Annotated in this window: 20 protein-coding genes; 12 read left to right on the top strand and 8 right to left on the bottom strand. The window is 52.6% G+C overall.

Translation table 11 applies throughout. The features are described 5' to 3' along the window. The first annotated feature begins 243 nt into the window (after positions 1-243). The 3 genes from CKO12_RS12235 (at position 244) to CKO12_RS12225 (ending at position 1,954) form a co-directional block, all read left to right on the top strand. Positions 244-1,362, top strand: a complete 1,119-nt coding sequence (locus CKO12_RS12235) for an aminotransferase class V-fold PLP-dependent enzyme (protein ID WP_200155018.1) — start codon at positions 244-246, stop codon at positions 1,360-1,362. Positions 1,363-1,470: 108 nt separating this feature from the next. Then, positions 1,471-1,707 carry a hypothetical protein gene (locus CKO12_RS12230; RefSeq protein ID WP_242466325.1) on the top strand — a complete coding sequence of 79 codons (237 nt, stop codon included), beginning with the start codon at positions 1,471-1,473 and terminating at the stop codon, positions 1,705-1,707. Then, on the top strand, positions 1,697-1,954 hold the full coding sequence (locus CKO12_RS12225) for a type II toxin-antitoxin system RelE/ParE family toxin (RefSeq protein WP_200155017.1): 258 nt from the start codon (positions 1,697-1,699) through the stop codon (positions 1,952-1,954). The genes CKO12_RS12230 and CKO12_RS12225 overlap by 11 nt, the downstream gene beginning before the upstream one ends. Before the next feature lie 31 nt (positions 1,955-1,985). On the opposite strand, the gene nth is transcribed toward CKO12_RS12225, so the two are convergent. Then, positions 1,986-2,621 carry an endonuclease III gene (nth, locus tag CKO12_RS12220; RefSeq protein ID WP_200155016.1) on the bottom strand — a complete coding sequence of 212 codons (636 nt, stop codon included), beginning with the start codon at positions 2,619-2,621 and terminating at the stop codon, positions 1,986-1,988. Between the two features lie 172 nt (positions 2,622-2,793). Between nth and CKO12_RS12215 the strand changes: the two genes are divergently transcribed. Together CKO12_RS12215 and CKO12_RS12210 are read left to right on the top strand one after the other, a co-directional pair. Further along, positions 2,794-3,600 carry a lytic transglycosylase domain-containing protein gene (locus CKO12_RS12215; RefSeq protein ID WP_242466324.1) on the top strand — a complete coding sequence of 269 codons (807 nt, stop codon included), beginning with the start codon at positions 2,794-2,796 and terminating at the stop codon, positions 3,598-3,600. Between the two features lie 50 nt (positions 3,601-3,650). Beyond that, positions 3,651-4,097, top strand: coding sequence for a hypothetical protein (locus CKO12_RS12210; RefSeq protein ID WP_200155015.1), 447 nt, complete (start codon positions 3,651-3,653; stop codon positions 4,095-4,097). 70 nt (positions 4,098-4,167) lie between these two features. Here CKO12_RS12210 and CKO12_RS12205 read toward each other — a convergent pair whose 3' ends face one another. After that, a complete protein-coding gene (locus CKO12_RS12205; protein WP_200155014.1) occupies positions 4,168-6,000 on the bottom strand; it encodes an asparagine synthetase B family protein in 1,833 nt (610 codons plus the stop codon). Between the two features lie 121 nt (positions 6,001-6,121). Between CKO12_RS12205 and CKO12_RS12200 the strand changes: the two genes are divergently transcribed. The 7 genes from CKO12_RS12200 (at position 6,122) to CKO12_RS12170 (ending at position 13,886) form a co-directional block, all read left to right on the top strand. Further along, a complete protein-coding gene (locus CKO12_RS12200; protein WP_200155013.1) occupies positions 6,122-7,720 on the top strand; it encodes an NADH-quinone oxidoreductase subunit D-related protein in 1,599 nt (532 codons plus the stop codon). 58 nt (positions 7,721-7,778) lie between these two features. Beyond that, positions 7,779-9,185, top strand: a complete 1,407-nt coding sequence (locus CKO12_RS12195) for a BCD family MFS transporter (protein WP_200155012.1) — start codon at positions 7,779-7,781, stop codon at positions 9,183-9,185. A 123-nt stretch (positions 9,186-9,308) separates the two neighbouring features. Further along, positions 9,309-9,887 carry a Tll0287-like domain-containing protein gene (locus CKO12_RS12190; protein WP_338032746.1) on the top strand — a complete coding sequence of 193 codons (579 nt, stop codon included), beginning with the start codon at positions 9,309-9,311 and terminating at the stop codon, positions 9,885-9,887. A gap of 222 nt (positions 9,888-10,109) precedes the next feature. Then, positions 10,110-11,444 (top strand): ABC1 kinase family protein, encoded by a 1,335-nt coding sequence (locus CKO12_RS12185; RefSeq protein ID WP_200155010.1) that lies wholly within the window; start codon positions 10,110-10,112, stop codon positions 11,442-11,444. Positions 11,445-11,493: 49 nt separating this feature from the next. Next, positions 11,494-11,781: an encapsulin-associated ferritin-like protein gene (locus tag CKO12_RS12180; RefSeq protein ID WP_200155009.1), complete on the top strand. Its 288-nt coding sequence runs from the start codon at positions 11,494-11,496 to the stop codon at positions 11,779-11,781. Between the two features lie 95 nt (positions 11,782-11,876). After that, the gene (locus CKO12_RS12175) at positions 11,877-12,596 is read left to right on the top strand and encodes an MBL fold metallo-hydrolase (protein WP_200155008.1); all 720 of its coding nucleotides are present in this window, start codon (positions 11,877-11,879) and stop codon (positions 12,594-12,596) included. A gap of 57 nt (positions 12,597-12,653) precedes the next feature. Beyond that, entirely contained in the window at positions 12,654-13,886 is a 1,233-nt protein-coding gene (locus tag CKO12_RS12170) for a glycosyltransferase (protein WP_200155007.1), read from the top strand. A 30-nt stretch (positions 13,887-13,916) separates the two neighbouring features. Here the strand turns inward: CKO12_RS12170 and holA are convergent, their stop codons facing one another. The 6 genes from holA to CKO12_RS12140 form a co-directional block, all read right to left on the bottom strand. Further along, positions 13,917-14,933, bottom strand: coding sequence for a DNA polymerase III subunit delta (holA, locus tag CKO12_RS12165; RefSeq protein ID WP_200155006.1), 1,017 nt, complete (start codon positions 14,931-14,933; stop codon positions 13,917-13,919). 101 nt (positions 14,934-15,034) lie between these two features. Continuing rightward, a complete protein-coding gene (locus tag CKO12_RS12160) occupies positions 15,035-15,511 on the bottom strand; it encodes an LPS-assembly lipoprotein LptE (RefSeq protein WP_242466323.1) in 477 nt (158 codons plus the stop codon). Between the two features lie 89 nt (positions 15,512-15,600). After that, positions 15,601-15,852 (bottom strand): DUF2442 domain-containing protein, encoded by a 252-nt coding sequence (locus CKO12_RS12155; protein WP_242466322.1) that lies wholly within the window; start codon positions 15,850-15,852, stop codon positions 15,601-15,603. A gap of 8 nt (positions 15,853-15,860) precedes the next feature. Next, a complete protein-coding gene (locus CKO12_RS12150; protein ID WP_338032745.1) occupies positions 15,861-16,133 on the bottom strand; it encodes a DUF4160 domain-containing protein in 273 nt (90 codons plus the stop codon). 83 nt (positions 16,134-16,216) lie between these two features. After that, positions 16,217-18,832: a leucine--tRNA ligase gene (gene leuS, locus CKO12_RS12145; RefSeq protein ID WP_200155019.1), complete on the bottom strand. Its 2,616-nt coding sequence runs from the start codon at positions 18,830-18,832 to the stop codon at positions 16,217-16,219. A 68-nt stretch (positions 18,833-18,900) separates the two neighbouring features. Next, the coding region (locus CKO12_RS12140; RefSeq protein ID WP_200155002.1) for a YgiQ family radical SAM protein at positions 18,901-20,268 on the bottom strand (1,368 nt) is incomplete at its 5' end.

Here is a 20,268-nt window from a genome sequence, read left to right as displayed (position 1 = left end):
ATGAGTACTTAAAGTCAGTCATCTCTGATTCTTGGGCTGTATTCAGCAAATCATCAAGCTATGCCAAGGGCTGGATAGAACAGTTCGTGCCTTGGGTGCTGTATGGTTAGTTTTGCGGACAACTATAATCAATCAGAAACCTTGGTCATCTCGTGCCGTTTTAATTGCATCACTCCTAGAAAGTTTAATACAGTTAAACTGCCCACTCAAAGAATCTTCCAACTCAATACGAATGCAATCGCCATGATCCAACACTTTTCACTCGCTCCTGATGTGTCTCATCTCAACCACGCGGCAATCAGCCCTTGGCCGCAGCGCACGGTGGACGCCGTGACGCAGTTCGCGCTTGAAAATGGTCGTTTCAGTTCAATGGGTTATCCGCGCTGGCTGGAGGTGGAGCAACGGTTGCGCGAGCGATTGGCGCGGTTGCTGGGCGCGGTGGCAGCGGACATTGCGTTGGTAAAAAACACCTCGGAAGGCTTATCTATTGTTGCGCACGGGTTACAGTGGCAGGCAGGCGACAACGTAGTCGGCATCGCGCAGGAATTCCCCTCGAATCGCATCGTGTGGGAGGCGCTGGCACCGCAAGGAGTGACGTGGCGGGCGGTTGATATTGAGCAAACGCTTGATCCTGAAGCTGATTTAATCGCGCAGTGTGATGAGCGCACCCGCGTGGTGGCAGTGAGCTGGGTGCAATATGCACGCGGGTTGCGGTTGGATTTAGCGCGACTTGCTACAGTGTGCCGCGAACGCAACATCCTGTTGTGCGTTGATGCGATTCAAGGATTGGGCGCTCTGCCGTTTGATTTGGCAACGATGCCGGCAGATGTCGTGGTCGCTGACGGACACAAATGGCTGCTGGGGCCGGAAGGCGTGGCGCTGTGTTATGTACATCCCGATCTGCGCAACCAATTGATATTACGGCAATTTGGCTGGAGGATGATCGCGCAGGCGGGTGATTTTGATCGCGCTGAGTGGACGCCGGCGGCGACGGCGCAGCGGTTTGAATGCGGCAGTCTCAACGTGGTCGGGATTCACGCGCTGGAGGCGAGCGTGGCGTTATTGGAAGAAATTGGATTGGAGACGATTTGGCAGCAATTACAAATCCGCACCGATTATTTAATTGCGCAGCTTGATCAGCGCGGATTTGAATTGCTCACTCCGCGCCAACCGGAGCGCCGCGCCGGGATCATCACTTTTCGAGTGCCAAATCGGTCAAACGAATTGCTATATCAATCCTTGATGGCGCGGCAAGTATTGTGTGCATTGCGCGGCGGTGGTATTCGGTTTTCACCACATTTTTATACGCCGCTGGCAGTGATTGATCGCGCCTTAGCAATTATTGATGAACTGATTGCATAATGCTTTATCTCATTAAATTCATCAACTCCATTTTTCAAAGTGGGCATAAAAGCGCATTGAATAAATGAGCGGTTCTTAAAAATTAACCTGTCACTTGGAGAATAAAAAATGGCTGAACATGACATAGAAGAACGGGCAATGATGCAACTGCACCCGCAATATATCACTGATGAAGACGGCAACCGGTTATCAGTGCTTTTGCCGTTGGAAGAATACGAAGTATTATTGGATCGTTTGGAGGATTTGCAAGATTCTAATGATGGGCTTGAGGCTTTAATTCGCATCGAACGCGGTGAAGAAAAAACAATTTCATGGGAAACTGTGAAGGCTGACTGTGGCTTATAAAATCATCTTTGCAGCAGTTGCCAGACGGCAATTTGAAAAGTTGCCGTCACTTGCAAGAAAACGCCTCAATGAGGCTATTACTAAACTTGCTGATCAGCCACGTCCGTCGGGTGTGACAAAGCTATCTGGCGAAGTTGATTTATATCGTGTGCGCGGTGGCAATTACCGCGCTATTTATCGTATTGAAGACGATCAGTTGTTAATTCTTGTCGTCAAAGTTGGTCATCGGAGTGCTGTTTACCGTTAAAACCGCATTCAAATAACAACGCAGTTTGGCATTAAAGCTGCGTTTTTTCGGTAAATTCACATAAATCCGCAATTGGACATTGCAGACAACGGGGGCGACGGGCAATACAAATATAGCGCCCGTGCAAAATCAGCCAATGATGCGCATCTTTTTGAAACTCGGCGGGAACCTGTTGCAATAATTGCAATTCGACTGCCAATGGAGTTTTACCCGGCGCAAGACCAGTGCGATTGGCAACTCGAAAAATGTGCGTATCAACGGCAATCGTTGGCTCACCAAACGCAGTATTCAGAATCACATTGGCGGTTTTTCGCCCCACGCCGGGCAAGGCTTCGAGTGCTTGCCGCTCACGCGGAACTTCTCCGCCATGCTCGGCAATAAGCGCCGCGCATGTTTTGATAATATGCCGCGCTTTGCTATTAAATAACCCAATCGTGCGAATATAATTTTTTAAGCCCTCTTCACCGAGCGCCAAAAGTGCTGCTGGCGTATTGGCGACGGCAAACAAAGCGGGCGTTGCCTGATTCACACTTTTATCAGTTGCTTGCGCCGATAAAATAACAGAAATTAGTAACTCAAATGGCGTGTGATAGATTAACTCGGTTGTCGGCGCAGGATTCGCAGTGCGCAGGCGCGTGAATAGTAAGTGGCGGGTGTCGTCATTCATCAGTGAAACTCTAGGGTGATTGATAAAATTGATAAAGGATTGCGGTTTGACAATGTGATTGTGACGCGCCCAACATTGGAATCTTAAATGCCTATTGCGCTTTTAACAGCCTATATGCATGATATTGTAACGTTATGGGCAATTGCCCGTTGGCTTGAGGTTCATCATTGCTATGCCCCATGTCTCGTTTTATTGGTCGCTGATGCCGCTCGTGCTCGCCCCCGCGCTGGGCTGGACTGCTAACGAACCTCCGCCAACTACAGCGGTGGTGCCAGTAACTACCGCAGCACCGCTGCCTGCCGCTGAACCGATTGCTGAAATAACGCCGCCGCCAAAACCCGCGCTGCCGGTGCCGCCTAATCGCCCGCGTCCGAGTCGCGCCCAAATCATGGCGTTAATTCCGGCAGTGGCAAAACATTATGAAGTTGAAGAGGCGTTAATTCGGGCAGTCATTACGGCGGAATCTAATTTTAATGCTCATGCAGTCTCTCATGCCGGCGCTGTGGGTTTAATGCAATTGATGCCCGCAACAGCAGGCGATTATGGCGTCTCTTCAGTAGACGCATTATTTGATCCGCAAATCAATTTACGCACCGGCACCCGTCATTTGAAACGTTTACTCAATAAATATAAAAATGATTACGGACGTGCGATTATGGCGTATAACGCTGGTGAAGGCGTGGTAGATCGCACCAATAGCCAAGTGACTTACCGCGAAACGATTAACTATACCGCCGCAGTGTTAAATAACTATCAACGTCAAGGCGGTGCCGCGCCCACTAAAGTCGCCTTGATTGAAGTGCAAACGCTGCAAAAAGTAGAAAGTCCCACGCAGGCGCGGCGGTTGTTAAAAAAATATCTTGATCCCTCGCTGTTGTCATTAAATGTGAAACCAACGCTGAGTGTGCGTTATCTCAATCCGGCGCTGCACGAAGTGGGGCCGAGCAGTAAACCGATGTTTGAGTTAAATGTTGATTAACTGTTCGTCATCACATATTCTGAATTTAACGCTTTTTTGGTTATAGATCAATGAATCCGACACTGCAAAAACTCCGCGAAATTGCGCAAGAAAGCGTGATGAGCGTTCAGGATTTAGAACTCAAAGATCAACGCTTGCTTGCAACTCGCGCCCAATTAGCAGCGCCGTTATTACGCGCCTTTGCTGATGTCGAACAGGAATTTGTGCGGGTGGCGGTGTTGCGCCAAATTTGGCCAACTGATTTTGATCGCCGCGATGATCGGGTGTCTGGATTGTTGGTAGAAAAACTCGGCCCACTAACAACACCGTATGGCTTAAAAATGGCATTGCCACATGGCTTTTTAAGTTTTGAAGTGACGCTAAAAAAGGAGGAGTGTCCGGTATTTCAGTGCATTCGTGACACCAATGGACAGCGCCCGCTCACGATGGATTTTCCCGATGGTCAGCATTGGCTGGATTATTTTTATAAAGTCATTGCTGAAGTAGTCGAATTGTAATCTCAAACTGCAAAAAACCAGCATTTACACAGTCATTCTCATGGATATACCATGAGAATGACCACCACAATTAACCGCGCTGTCCGTGTGCTTCTAGCCATTCCTCTAAAGTTAATAATAACCACAACATGCGCCCAAAATAGGTTGCGTGTTCGGTTTGATGCGCGTGACGCATCTGTTCAATATATGCCGGGCGCAGCCAGCCGCGCCGACTTATATCCGCTAAACGATCCGCCATCCGTTCGCGCAGCGCCGTGTGTTCGCGCAGCCATAAGCCAAACGGAAGTCCAAAACCATGTTTTTCTTTGTCAATAATGGCATCTGGTAAATAGCCCCGCAGCGCCGTTTTGAAAAACCATCTTAAATAATGCCCTTTCACTTTCCAATTCGGCGGTACCTCGCCAGAAAAGTCTAACAGCGCGTCATCAAGTAAGGGATAACGCACGGTCATTCCAGCGGCTTCTACCATGCCGGTGACTTTACGCAAATCGTTATCCGCTAAAGTAAATTTAATATCGAGATGCAGCATCTGGTTAATAAAATGCGTGGTGGCGGCGCGTTCATACGGGTCTTTGAGCAAGAGCAGCGGAGCGCCGGGATTGATCGTCGCTAAAAACTCAGGATGAAACATCTCGGTCAGCGGTTGGCGATAAATGAAGTTGTATGTTTCCATTCGGGCGGGCAGCGGTATTCGCGCTTGGCGGACATAACTTTGCAATTTGCGCGTTGGAGTGAATTGTGCCATGCCGGGTAAACCCGTGATTGGTTCAATTAAATTTTCGCGTAATAAACGCGGAATGGCTTGGTAATACTCAAAAATGCGTTGCTTGGCATAGCGTTCATTGCCGCCAAAAATCTCATCGCCGCCATCGCCGCCCAGCATGACGTCATAGCCGTCGGCCTGCGCACAGCGGGCACAAAAATACGCAGCAACTGCTGATTCATTGGCAAAGGGTTCATCGTATTGTTGGGCAATGAGCGGAATCGCAGTTAAGACATCATCGGGAGTTAAATAATACTCCTGCGCATCTAAACCAAAATGATGCGCCGCGAGGCGGGCGTATTCCATTTCATCAAAGCCGTCGGCGGCAAAACCAATTGAATACGTCCGCGCTGGTTTGCCTTGCACTTCGGTGAGGATGCCGGCAACGGTGGAGCTGTCGGTGCCGCCGGACAAAAAGGCGGCCACTTTGTCGGTGCCGGTCGCTCGGGCGACGCCGTCGCGCAGCAGTTGTTTGAAATGTGCGGCTTGGGCGTTGAAATCGGCTCGCGGCGCGTCGCGGTAGTTGAGGTGCCAATAAAATGCGCGGGTGACGACGCCGGCGCGGGCGCATACCCATTCGCCGGGCAGCATTTTGCTGACGCCCTGAAAAATGCTGCCGGGCGCAGGTACCACGAAAAAATAGAGATAATTAAAAATGCCTTGCGGGTCGATGGCGGCGCTGATGTCGGGATGCGCAGCGACAACGTCGGCGCGATTGGCAAACACCAGCCCGGCGTTGGGCGTGCTGGCAAAGGCGAGCGTTTGAATGCCGACGCGATCTAGCGCCAAAAAGGTGGTTTGCGTGTGCGGTTCCAGCACCGCCAGCGCAAAATTGCCGTGAATATAGCGCGGCAGCTCCTGCCGGTACTGACGCCACAGCCGCAGCACCGTTTGCGCGGGCGTATCGTGTGCTTGCTGACCTTGGCTAAAGCGCGGACGGCCGACGATGAGCGCCAACACGCCATCCTGCTGCGCCAAGCTGGCATTCAGCCCCGTCGCTGCTAACACGCCATTGGCGTTGTGCAACAGTTGGGTGCGAGCGGGATCAGCGCCGGGCGTTGCCAACAATGGAGTGAGCATGTCGGTCTGTGCCGGCGTGGATTCCGGCACAGGAGTGAACCAACCACAGAAATTTTGCATCACAGAAATCCTGATTGAAGTTGTTGATTGCATTTAAGATTTAACGCACTCAGGGCGCACCTGCCCGTCAAGTGTAGCGCGAGGCTCGCTGCTCTCGCGCCTAAAAACGTAGGAATTCACCGTGAATCAATTGAATTGGCTTGCAGACTATCTCGCGCAATTGGCGGATAACCATGTCATCGCTGCGCCAGATGCCGTTGCCCTCGCGCCAGCGCGGGTGCTGCACATTGAGCACGAAGATTGGGCGGCGGCCACGCGTCTGGCTGCCAAATTGCAGCTGCGCCACGCCGGTTTATGGGTTGATCCGCTCGACACCGCGCCAGCTCCAGAAGCCACGCTGCGGGTGTACGCCTGTTTGGAGCAGCACGGCGATTATCTGGTATTGGCAACCAGCGTCCCACTCAATCGTCCGCTGCTCGCGTCACAAACGCCGTATTTTGTGGGCGTCAATCGGCTGGAACGTCATGCCCACGATCTCACCGGCATAGTTTTTAGCGATCATCCCGACGCTCGCCGCTGGACGCGCCATCAGGCATGGACAGCAACGGATTTCCCACTGCGGCAGGATTTCGTCAGCGCCGCGCCCAAACGCCGCACTCCCGCCGATGTGGACTATCCCTTTGTCAGCGTGCAGGGCGCAGGCGTGTACGAAATCCCCGTCGGGCCGGTTCACGCCGGCATCATCGAGCCGGGGCATTTTCGCTTTCACGCCGCCGGTGAAGATGTGCTGCGGCTGGAAGAACGCCTCGGCTATGTTCATAAAGGCATTGAAAAATTAGCAGTCGGGCGCGATCCCGCCGGCTTGATTCGACTCGCAGCGCGAGTGTCGGGCGACTCCAGCGTCGCTCATGCGTGGGCAGCTTGTTTGGCACTCGAACGCGCCACCGGCAGCGACGTTCCAGCGCGAGCGGTGCAACTGCGGGCGGTGCTCGCCGAGCGCGAACGGATCGCCAATCATCTCGGCGATCTGGGCGCGATTTGCAACGATGTCGGCTTTGCTTTCGTGCAGATGCAGTGTGCGCGGCTGCGGGAACAGTGGCAGCGCCGCAATCGGGCGCTATTTGGGCACCGCTTGCTGATGGACACGCTGATCCCGGGCGGCGTGGTACACGATCTGACTGGCGCGGAATGTCACCAGCTCCGCGTCGATCACGCCGCGCTGCGCAAAGAAATTGCACCGCTGTTTGATGTGATTGACGATCACCCGTCGCTTGATGATCGCCTGCTGACCACCGGCATCTTGTCGCGGCACGACGCCCGCGAGCTGGGCTGCACCGGCTATGTCGGCAAAGCGAGCGGGCTGGCATTTGACCTGCGCTGCGATCAGCCGTATGCGCCGTATGACACGCTGCGCTTCGAGGTACCGGTGCAGCAAGAAGGCGACGTTGCCGCCCGCGTGCGGGTGCGGCTGGCGGAAGTGCGCACCAGCTTGTGGTTATTGGAGCGCCTGCTGGACGGACTGCCGGAGGGCGACATCAGCGCCCCGCTGGCAGCGGCAGCGCCGAATGCGACGGGATTGGGCGCGGTCGACGGCTGGCGCGGCGAAACTCTGAGCTTTATTCGCTTTGATGACGCCGGACGCATCGCCCGTTATTTTCCGCGTGATCCGAGCTGGTTCACTTGGCCCGCATTGGAGCGGTTAATTCTCGGCAACATCGTGCCGGATTTTCCGGTATGCAATAAATCAGTGAATGGCTCTTATGCCGGGCATGATTTATAAACAACGGTCGGTTAAACTAAAATGACGTTAAACAACAAGAGAGATTGTAAGGCTAGTTATGAATAAACTCACAAGATTTTTAATTGCGATGCCATTTGCGGATGCCGCCACCACGCAATTGCCATTATCGCGCATCATGCGCTTATCACTATTCCAAGTCTCTGTCGGCATGGCAATGGTGTTGTTATACGGCACCCTCAATCGCGTCATGGTCGTAGAACTTGAAGTATCGGCATGGCTGGTGTCATTGATGGTTGCGTTGCCATTGGTATTTGCACCGTTACGCGCTTTAATTGGACATCGCTCCGATTATCATCACTCCGCATTCGGCTGGCGGCGCGTACCATATATTGCAATTGGAAGCATGTTGCAATACGCCGGCTTTGCCATCATGCCGTATTCCATTTTGATTTTATCCGATGAAACCAACAAATTGATGTTTCTCGGTCATTTCTTTGCTGCTGCGTCTTTCTTATTAGTTGGCGCAGGATTGCACACCGTCCAAACTGCTGGATTAGCATTAGCGACTGATTTAGCGCCACCGGATAAACGTCCCCGCGTGGTCGCCTTATTATATGCGATGCTGTTAATTGGCATGGTCGGCAGCGCATTATTGTTTGGTCATTTATTGGAAGACTTCAGCCATGAGCGTTTAGTGCGCGTGGTTCATGCCGCAGCACTCGCCACCATCATTATGAATGTGATTGCGCTGTGGAAACAGGAAGCAATTGATTTGAAACGCGCAGTTGCCGATATTCCGCGCCCACCATTTAAGGAAACATGGCGCGAATTCATTCGCGGCGGTCAAGCAACGCGCTTGTTAATTGCAGTAGGATTGGGAACTGCGGGTTTTAGTATGCAGGAGATTCTATTAGAACCTTATGGCGCACAGGTGCTCGGATTAACGGTTTCACAAACCACCACCTTAACTGCCATTTTAGCAGGCGGCACCTTTGCAGCTTTTGCGTTATCTGGTTATTTATTAACGCGCAGCAACACCAATTCTTATCAATTGGCGCTGTATGGCGCACTCATTGGCATTGTTGCCTTTGGTTTGGTGATTTTTTCTGCCACCGCGCTTTCACCCACATTATTTAGAATTGGCACCGTTTTAATTGGTTTTGGCGCAGGTTTACTCGGCGTTGGCACCTTAACTGCGGCAATGGGATTAGCAGAAAGCGGACATACTGGATTAGCACTGGGCGCATGGGGCGCAGTGCAAGCGACCAGTCAAGGATTAGCCATTGCTATTGGTGGCGCGACCCGCGATATTGTCACCAGTTTAACGCTAACGCCTGATGTCGTAGCGAATTCAATTGCACCTTCTTTAGGGTATCGTTTGGTGTATAGCGTCGAAATTGTGTTATTGATTGCGGCGGTAGTGGTGCTGGTGCCGTTGGTATTGCGGTCGCGGCGGGATGCAAAACAAGCGCCGGAGAAATTTGGTCTCGATCAAATGTTGTGACGATTGACGCGCCAAGATGCGATATATCAAGGCGCTACGGACTCCAAACCATTACAATCACGCGGTCAACTGCTTTTTTTATTGATGGTTGACCGCACTTTTAATCTACGAGGACATTTACCAATGATGAATATATTGACCCGTTTTATTGCAGTATCCGCCCTATTGACGGCTGGTGCTGCGCTTGCGCAAGAACCAACTGCTGTGAATCCGAATGTGGAAGAAGCCAAGACGGTGATTAAAACCTTTTCGATGCAGTTGAAAAGTGAACTCAAGGCGGCGTTAGAAGAGAGTCCATTAAAAGCAGTTGCCGTCTGTAAAGAACGGGCACCTGCAATCGCTACTGAGGTCGGGAATAAAACGGGTTGGGAAGTTGGGCGCACCACTTTGAAGCCACGCAATACAGAACTGAATACTCCAGATGCGTGGGAACGCGGCGTATTAACTGAATTCGCCAAGCGGCAGGCAGCGGGTGAAGATATTCAAACGATTGCATACGGAGAAGTGGTCACAACGGACAGCGGTAAAGCCTTCCGCTTTATGAAAGCCATTCCAATGGTTGAGATTTGTTTGGCATGTCATGGCACCGAGATTGCGGCAGAAGTTGCGGAATCATTGGATAAGAATTACCCAGAAGATCAAGCGCGTGGCTATCAGAAAGATGAATTGCGCGGTGCGTTTAGCGTTTCTAAGCCGCTGTAAAATAACACCTCTCACCCAGAGAGGGCGCTGATTGTCTCTAAACCGCGTCAAATCTTGTTGAGGATTTGACGCGGTTTTTTAACCGGAATTATTTTTAACAGACGCTGGAACTTTTTAAGCGCAGCGGCTCAAATTGTTTCTATTCCTTCACTCCCGCAACTGTTGTTTTCGCAGCGGGTTTTTATTAAACGCTTCATTCTCTATCATTAGGAACTAGAAACGATGTCGAATACACCTACTGCGCGTGGTTCATCAGTACCCAGTAAACGTCTCAGTCGCTTGTGGCATTTAGGGCGAGCAACCGGTGATCTCGCCGCCGGAATTGGCGTTAAAGGCTTAATTGAAATGGCGCGGAATCGCGGCAGTTCGCAATTCACCCGCGTGCAAATTTCTCCAGAACATACTCAGCGTTTTGTGGATCGTTTAGCGCGGATGCGCGGTGCCGCAATGAAAATGGGGCAATTGATGTCAATGGATGGCACCGATATGTTGACACCGGAAGCGGCTGAAATTCTCAGTGCGCTGCGGGATCGTGCCGAGCCGATGCCATTGAGCCAACTTGCTAAAGTTCTCGAACGCGAATACGGCGCGGGGTGGAATAAACAATTCAAACGTTTTGATTTCACCCCAATTGCTGCTGCATCCATTGGACAGGTGCATCGCGCTGAAACCCGCGACGGTCGTCATTTGGCGCTCAAAATTCAATTCCCCGGTGTGCGTGAAAGTATTGATAGCGATATTGATAACTTGATGTTTTTTGGAAAAACATTTGGCATGATGCCACCGGGAATTGATATTGTTCCTTATATGGATGAAGCGCGACGGCAATTGCATCGTGAAGCGGATTATGCAGTTGAAGCTGATGCAATGGATGCGTATCGGGCGCAGGTTGGGAATGATCCCGATTTTTTCATTCCCGCAATTCACCGCGATTTATCCACACCCAGCATTTTAGCAATGGATTTTGCAGAAGGGGTGCCGGTGGATCGGCTGGCAAATCCGAATTATCGCCGCGCTGAACGTGATCGCGCTGCCACCTTGTTAATGCGTTTAACGTTGCGCGAATTATTTGAATTTGCGCTCGTGCAAACCGATCCCAATTTCAGCAATTATTTATACGATGCGACGAATGGACGCATTGTGTTATTGGATTTCGGAGCGACGCAGCGCGTGGAACCGCATTTAGTCGCGCAATATCGGGATTTATTTCGCGCTTCCATTCAGGATGATCGCGCTGGAATGCGGGCAGCAGCGGTGGCGCTGGGTTATATGGGCGCAGATGATCCGCATGAGCAAATGGAGGCGATGATTGATATGCTGTGTTTATCTGCCGAACCATTACGCCAGCCGGGGCATTATGATTTCGGTGCTTCTGATTTATTTGAGCGGGTTTTTTTACGCGGGCGCGAGTTATTACATTCGGGCGTATTCACCAGCGTACCGGCGGCAGAAACGATGTTTTTACATCGCAAGTTTATGGGTTCGGCAATGTTATCACGGCGACTGCGGGCGCGAGTGGATTTAATGACGATGGCGCAAACTTGCTTGGCAATGTGAATAAAGAACGTTGGTTTTCACTACAACTTGCATGATTGGAGAATACACGATGGCAAATGAAGGGTATCACGAGCCGATTGCAGAGTTATCTGCTGCAACCCGCGATATGCACCGTGCAATTCTTTCTTTAATGGAAGAATTGGAGGCGGTGGATTGGTATAACCAGCGGGTGGATGCGTGTCGAGATGAGGCGCTCAAAGCAATTCTGGCGCATAACCGCGATGAAGAAAAAGAACATGCGGCGATGGTGCTGGAGTGGATTCGGCGCAATGATCCGAGCTTTGATAAAGAGTTGAAAGATTATTTATTTACGGATACCGACATCGCGCATCATTAAATCATCTGGTGTTGATGGCGTGATGCCGGATAGAATTGCACCGCAAGGCGATTGCCGCTTTGCGGTGTTTGTTTCACAATAATGAGGAGTTTGCTATGGATCGCGCTACGCTAACGATTTTATTTGATAATTATCCGGGTTTACCCGGATTGCAAACGCTGTGGGGATTTGCGGCGTTGATTCGCACGCCAACGCAAACCATTTTATTTGATACCGGCAGCAATGGGCGGGTGTTATTAAAAAATATGCAGGTGTTGGGAATTGATCCAGCCGAGATTGATCTTGTATTTTTATCTCATGCGCATTGGGATCATATCGGCGGTTTGGATTCAATTTTAGAATTAAATCCGACGGTTAAAGTGGTGGTGCATCAGGGCTTTTCACAACATCTCATTCACGATTTGCATGATTTATGCGGTGAGTTGGTGGTTGTCGGTAATGGACTTTACGAATTAGCGCCCGGCATTTATTCCACTGGAATGCTGGCTGGTGATCCGCCAGAACAGGCGTTGCTTCTCAATGTAAATCACTCATTAGCACTCATTGGCGGCTGTTCGCATCCGGGGATTGCGCAATTGGTGGCGCACAGTCAGGAATTATTAAATACACCAGTGCGCTGGGCAATTGGCGGTTTTCATTTAATGTATTCCGATCATGGCGCGATTTCTGCTGCGATTGCGCAATTGCAACAACTTGGCGTTTCTCAAGTTGCGGCGACACATTGCACTGGTGACGCAGCGCGTTTGGCTTTTCGTGCTGCGTATGGAACGGGATTTATTGAAGGTGGCGTGGGGCGAGATATTCAATTATTGTAAACAATTGGCGGTTTGCAGTTGTCAGTTGCATTTCACTGTGTGGGCAATGTATACGCGATGAACATTTTATTTATTCACCAAAATTTCCCCGGTCAATTCAAGTTTTTAGCTCCGGCATTGGTCGCACGCGGTCATACGGTATTGGCGTTGACGCTGCAAAACGTGACTGCGACAACGTGGCAAGGCGTGCAATTGGTGCCTTACAGTACCAAGCGCGGTACTACGCCCGGCATTCATCCTTGGGTCAGCGATTTTGAAACCAAAACAATTCGCGGCGAGGCGTGTTTTCGGGCGGCGTTGCAATTACGTGCCGATGGTTTTCAAGCGGAGATCATCATCGCGCATCCGGGCTGGGGCGAGAGCTTGTTTTTGAAGGAGATTTGGCCGACAGCGCGGCTGGGCATGTACTGCGAGTTTTTTTATCACGCGCAGGGCGCAGATGTCGGGTTTGATCCCGAATTTCCGCCGACCGACGTGGGCGATAATTGCCGGTTACGCTTGAAAAACCTGAATAATTTGCTGCATTTTGAGACTGCGGATGCCGGAATAGCGCCGACCTTTTGGCAAGCCAGCACCTTTCCGCTGCCGTTTCGGGAGCGCATCAGCGTCATTCACGACGGCATCGACACCGTCCGCCTCGCGCCCAATCCCAGCGCCAGCTTGACGCTCAACAATGCGCTCACTCTCAGTCGGGACGATGAAATCATCACTTTTGTCAATCGCAATTTGGAACCGTATCGCGGCTACCACAGTTTTATGCGCAGCCTGCCGGAAGTGTTGCGCCGTCGTCCGCAAGCGCGAGTGTTGATTGTCGGCAGTGACGGGGTGAGTTATGGGGCAAAACCCAGTGGCGACTTGACGTGGAAAGAGATATTTATCCGCGAGGTGCGCGATCAGATCAGCGCGGCAGACTGGCAGCGGGTGCATTTTGTCGGCAGCATTCAGTACCAACATTTTGTGACTTTATTGCAACTCTCGCGGGTGCATGTGTATCTCACTTACCCATTCGTGCTGAGTTGGAGCCTGTTGGAAGCGATGAGCGTGGGCTGCGCGATTGTTGCCAGTGATACCGCGCCGCTGCGGGAAGCGATTGTGGACGACGAGACCGGACGCTTGGTGGATTTCTTTGATGTCGCGGGTATGACGGCGGCAATTTGTGACTTGCTGGAAGCTGCGCCAGTTCGCGCTCGGCTCGGTGCGGCGGCTCGCGCTGCTGCTGTGGCGCGATACGATTTGCAGACGGTGTGTTTGCCGCAACAGTTGGCGTGGGTGGAACAGTTAAGCCGTTGATTAAAAATTGAAAGCGGTGGCGATGCGCGATTAACCCGCTCGCCGAATTGCCGCCGCCGCCAGTCGATCAATCATCCGCGCCAACAATTGCCAAGGATCAGCCGGCGCTTGTCCTTTGATCGCCAAATCCACCTCCAAACACTGCCGCAGCAACTGCCGCACCAGCGCCGGTGGCAATTGGCGCAACGTCTGGCTGATGCCTTCTTGCCGAGCGCGGGTGACGCGATGGGTTTGAAAAACCGGCTCCAACGGCTCGCGCCGCGCCAGTGCTCCGGCTGCTTCTGCCAACACGCGCAGCTCCCGACTGACCGCCCACAGCACCAGCACGACTGCGCTACCTTCCGCCTGCAATCCCCACACAATCCGCTGGGCGCGGGCGCGATCACCCGCCAATGCCGTCGGCAGCAACGCATATAAATCATATCGAGCGTTATCGGCGACGTTGCCCAACACATCCTCCAGCGTCAACGCGCCCGGCGGATGCACTAACCGCAACTTTTCAATTTCCTGCGCTGCCGCCAACAGATTGCCCTCAGCGCGTTCCGCCAACAGCGCGACCATTTCTGGCTCAGGATGAAACCCTGCTGTTTTGAGCCGGTCAGTCAGCCATGTTTCAAATTCCGCTGCCGCCAACGCCCGCACTTCCAGCACCACGCCAATCGCCTCAACCGCCTTTGCCCACACGCTTTGCAGCTCTTTCCAACCCAGCTCCGGCGCAATAATCAGCAGCAAATTGTCAGCGCACGGGCGTTTGCAATACGCCTGCACCGCCGCGCCGCCGTCTTTGCCCAATTTATTCACGCGCACTTCAATCACTTTGCGGCTAGAAAAGAGCGACATCGCCTCAGCGGATTGCGCCAACTGATTCCAATCAAAATGGCTATCAGCATCAAATACCTCGCGCTCAATAAAACCTTGCTTTTGAGCGTATTTGCGCACCAATTGCGCAGCTTCGCCGAGCTGAAATGGCTCCTCGCCGCACAATAAATACACTGGTGCGAGCGAGCGTTTTAATTGGGCGGAAAGTTGGTGAAAACGGATGTTCATAAATTGAATTGTCAGTGAGGTGCGTTATTGATGGGTGGTTATTTTTAATGTGATGATTAAAAAAAGTTGACAATAAGCAATCAACTTTTTTAACTGACAACTCAAAGTAAAACAGCGCGGAGGCGCATTAAAATCCGGTCGGCAATATCGGCAGCGAAATCTTGATAAATCAATTCTTCTTCCAATTGTTTACCGAGCACTTCAACATCGGGATTATCAAAATTGCGGGTTAAATCAAATGTGTGCGCAGCGACCTTTTGCGCACCGTCTGGCGCAATCGCATCAAAACGCACAATTGAATGCAGTTCAAACGCCAGCGTTTTCCCATTTGCATCCACCGCTGCCACCCGTGAAGCGCGGCGTTCTTCCAAAATCCGCACGATCAATTTGGCGTCCGCTGGCGTCGCCGTCAGCCGCACCGCGCTGCCGGTCAGCAATTCCTCCAGCGCGTGGCGCACCGGCGATCCGGCTGGCGCTTGCAGATGTAGCGGGTTGAGCGTGGCGGGAATTTCGATGCGACCGCGCAGATGAAAGCCGCAGCCGCTCACCAGCGCGAGGATTAAAAGGAGGGCTGCCAATTGCCACCTGTGGAAAAATACTGCGCAACAATTCATAACGCTTTTATTTTTGCTAACAATGAGAGTGAAGCGTTTGATGATGCTAATCCTTATTTCTTGATTAGCGTTGAATGGTCGTAAAGCGTTTCTGGCGCAATATCAATGTTTCCTGGCCAAGTCACTGTCCCATAATCCACTGCTGCACGGGTAAACAAAGACGGCACTTTTAATTGCATAAATGGTTTTTTATTCAAGTATGGTTTCATATCAAACAAACGAGATTCGCCATTTTCAAACTCCAACTCTAATTGGTAGTCTGATGTTGCTTGTACGGCAATGACATCAAGTAACTGATCCATCATTATTCAGCTCATTTTAGCGGAGAAATTTTAAATGGTTGTTCACCTTCAACAGCAAGTTCCCAATCTGCTAGTAATTCATCTTGATGAATTTCAATCCATGCTTGAACTAACCGCAGTTGTTTATGAGGAAAATCTCCAGCCAAGACACGCCCATCTTCAATAGCAATAGACGCTTTTTGACCTTGATAACGAACATGGATATGTGGCAAATGGTGACGGTCGTTATCTTCAAATAAAATGCTAACAATAATTCCATAAAACATGCTAATCGTCGGCATCATTTAACTCCGTTTATTCAATTGTTTTAATCGGGTTGCGTTTATTGCAACCCGTTATTTCTACTTGCGTCACGATCTGTGATTACTTAAACCACCACATTGACCAATTTGCCCGGCACCACAATCACCTTACGCACCGGCTGCCCAGAGATGAATTTCTGCACCGTCTCCAGCGCCAGCACCGCCGCTTCAATCTCCGCCCGCTGCGCATCCAGCGCCACCTGCACACTGGCGCGAACTTTGCCGTTGACCTGAATCACATAATTCACCTGATCCTGTTCCAGCGCCGCCGCATCCACTTCCGGCCAAGGCGCAGTCAAAATGTCATCGCCAAACTCCAATTCTCGCCACAAATGATGCGTCACATGTGGCGCAATCGGTGCCAACAGCCGCAGCACGATGCCCACGCCTTCGCGCAGCAATGCGCCACGAGCGGGCGATATTTCCAGCCGATACAAGGTGTTGACTATCGTCATGCACGCAGAAACAACGGTATTAAATTGCTGGCGCTCATAATCAAACAGCGCCTTTTTTAATGCCGTATGCAGCTCGCGCCGCGCCACCTGCTCGGCAGCAGTCAATTCAAAACCATCATTTGAAAAAGAGGGAAAGCCCCCCTTTGAAAAAGGGGGGTTGGGGGGATTTGAGGTCGGGCAGTTGGAATTGAGCACTGTCGCATCATTTAACGCCAGCGCCCACAGCCGTTTAATAAAACGAAATGCGCCTTCAACGCCTTCATCATTCCATTCCAGCGATTGATCTGGCGGCGAGGTGAACATCGTATACAGCCGCACCGTATCCGCGCCGTAGCGTTCAGTGAGTGCCTGCGGATCGACGCCGTTATTTTTCGATTTCGACATCTTTTCCACACCGCCAAAAATAACCGGCAGCCCATCTTCTTTTAATACCGCCCGCAGCAATTTCCCTTTTTCATCGCGCTCAACTGCGACATCCGCCGGATTAAACCATTGCTTGCGACCAGCATCATCTTCGCGGTACCACGTCTCCGCAATGACCATCCCTTGCGTGAGTAATTTAGTGAACGGCTCATCGCATTGCACCAGCCCTTCATCGCGCATCAATTTATGAAAAAACCGCGCATACAATAAATGCAATACTGCATGTTCAATGCCGCCGACGTATTGATCGACCGGCAGCCAATAATTCGCCCGTTCATCCAACATTGCCGTCGTGCAATCGGCTGAACAATAGCGGGCGTAATACCAGCTTGATTCAAAAAACGTGTCAAACGTATCGGTTTCGCGGGTCGCGCCATTGGGCAATTCTGAAAAGCTCGGCATTCGTTTTAATGGCGAGCCCGCGCCATCCACAATCACCTCTTCCGGCAAGCGCACCGGCAATTCCGTTGCCGCTTGCTCCACGCCGTCTGCCGTGCGCACCACCGGAATTGGGCAGCCCCAATAACGCTGCCGCGACACGCCCCAATCGCGCAGGCGGAAATTGACGGTTTTTTGCCCGCGCCCGCGTGCAGTCAGCCATTCTGCAATCGCATCAAAGGCTTGCGCCGAGGTCAGCCCGTCAAATGGCGCAGAAGCAAATAACACGCCTTTTTCCGTAAACGCAGCGGTTTCAATGCCACAGGCGCTGCCGTCAGCACTGCGAATCACCGCCTTTTTTGGGATGCCGTAGCGTTCGGCAAATTCCCAATCGCGCTGATCGTGCGCTGGCACCGCCATCACCGCGCCAGTGCCGTAGCCCATCAGCACAAAATTCGCCGCATAAATCGGCACTTCCGCGCCCGTTACCGGATGAATGGCGTTGATGCCGAGCGGATGCCCGCGTTTTTCCATCGTCTCCAGTTCCGCCTCCGAAGTGCCGCCGTGCCGACAGTCGGCGATGAATGCTGCCAGCGCCGGATCATCTGCGGCAGCCTGCTGCGCCAGCGGATGTTCAGCAGCAACGGCGACGTAAGTCACGCCCAGCAGCGTGTCGGGACGAGTGGTGTAAATGCCGAGCGGCTCGGCACGATTCGCCACGCCAAAATCCATGTACACGCCTTCCGAGCGTCCGAGCCAATTGCGCTGCATGATCCGCACGCGCTCCGGCCAGCCATCTAGCCCGTCGAGCGCGTCCAGCAGCTCCTGCGCGTAGTCGGTGATGCGGACAAACCACTGCGCGATCTCGCGTTTTTCCACCACCGCGCCGGAGCGCCAGCCGCGCCCGTCAATCACCTGTTCATTTGCCAACACGGTTTGATCGACCGGGTCCCAATTGACCGTCGCCCGCGAGCGATAGGCCAGCCCTTTCTCCAGCAGGCGCGTAAACAGCCACTGTTCCCAGCGGTAATAATCGGGATCGCAGGTCGCCAGCTCGCGCTCCCAGTCATAACCAAAGCCGAGGGTTTGGAGCTGATGTTTCATGTAAGCAATGTTGCTGCGCGTCCACTGCGACGGCGGAATCCCGTGCTGAATCGCCGCATTTTCTGCTGGCAAGCCAAACGCATCCCAACCCATTGGTTGCAATACATTTTTGCCGCGCATCCGCTGATAACGCGCAATCACGTCGCCGATGGTGTAATTGCGCACATGCCCCATGTGCAGCCGTCCCGACGGATACGGAAACATTGATAAACAATAGAATTTTTCACGGCTGGGGTCTTCGACGGCCTTAAATGACTGCTGAGTGTCCCAATAAGTTTGTGCAGCAATTTCAATGGCGCGGTGGTCGTATTCGGTCTGCATAACGGTGATCTGCTGGTGGTGCGGGTTAAAAATAATGGCGGCAAGAATACCGCAGCGGCGCGTGGAATTTAGCGCCGCCGCTTGCCCACTGGCGCGGGGCGTTTGCCGACTGGTGGCAGCGGCGACCGCGCTGGTGGCACCAAATGGCGCTTGCCATTTCCGATCAAATCGGCGCGTCCCATCTCTTGCAACGCCTGCCGCAGCAGCGGCCAATTCTCCGGGTCGTGATAACGCAGCAAGGCTTTGTGCAAACGGCGCTGGCGCTGTCCGCGCACCACCGCCACCCGCTCCGACTGCGCCGTCACTGGCTCTAACGGATTGATTTCGCTGTGATACATCGTTGACGCCAGCGCCAGCGGCGTCGGCAAAAACGCCTGCACCTGATCGAGACGGAACTTGTGCTGTTTCAGCCACAGCGCCAGCGCCAGCATGTCTGCATCGGTCGTGCCCGGATGCGCCGCGATGAAATAGGGGATGAGATATTGCTCTTTGCCCGCAGCGCGGGAGAAGCGGTCAAACAACGTTTGAAACTGCTCAAAACAATCAATCCCCGGCTTCATCATCTTGCTCAACGGGCCCGGTTCGGTGTGCTCCGGCGCGATCTTGAGATAGCCGCCGACGTGATGCGTGACCAATTCGCGGATGTAGTCGGGTGAACGCAGCGCCAAGTCATAGCGCACGCCCGACGCAATCAGCACCCGCTTGACGCCGGGCAGCGCCCGCGCTTGGCGATACAGCCCGATCAAGGGCGTGTGATCGGTGTTGAGATTGCGGCAAATCTTTGGATATAAACAAGAAAAGCGCCGACACGCTGCCGCAGCGCGGGGCTCACGACAGTGCAGCCGCCACATGTTGGCGCTCGGCCCGCCGAGGTCAGAAATGATGCCGGTGAAGCCGGGCGCTCGGTCACGAATGTCGGCGATCTCGCGCAAAATTGAGGCTTCAGAACGGCTTTGAATCACGCGCCCTTCGTGCTCGGTGATTGAGCAAAAGGTGCAGCCACCGAAGCAGCCGCGCACGATGTTGATGGAGTGGCGGATCATTTCCCACGCCGGCAGCCGCGCTGCGCCATAACTCGAATGTGGACGGCGGCTGTAGGGCAATTCGTAAACGCGGTCGAATTCGGCGCTGGTCAACGGAATTGGCGGCGGATTGAGCCACACCTCGCGCTCACCGTGTGCCTGCACCAGCGCCCGTGCATTGGCGGGATTGGTTTCGAGATGAAAACTGCGCGAGGCGTGGGCGTATCGCAGCGGATCGGCGCGGACTTCTTCAAATGAAGGCAGACGGACAAATCCCCCCCGACCCCCCTTTTCCAAAGTGGGGAGATGTTGGAGTTCCTTTTCCAAAGGGGGGAGAGTAGGAAAATCCCCTTTTTGCAAAAGGTCAGCATCAAAAGCCCCCCTTTGAAAAAGGGGGGTTGGGGGGATTTGAGA

This window comes from Chromatium okenii (assembly GCF_016583745.1).
In the GTDB taxonomy this organism is placed as follows: Bacteria; Pseudomonadota; Gammaproteobacteria; order Chromatiales; family Chromatiaceae; genus Chromatium; species Chromatium okenii.
The sequence above is the reverse complement of the archived record's forward strand: the minus strand, read 5'-3'. Positions and strand labels throughout refer to the sequence as shown.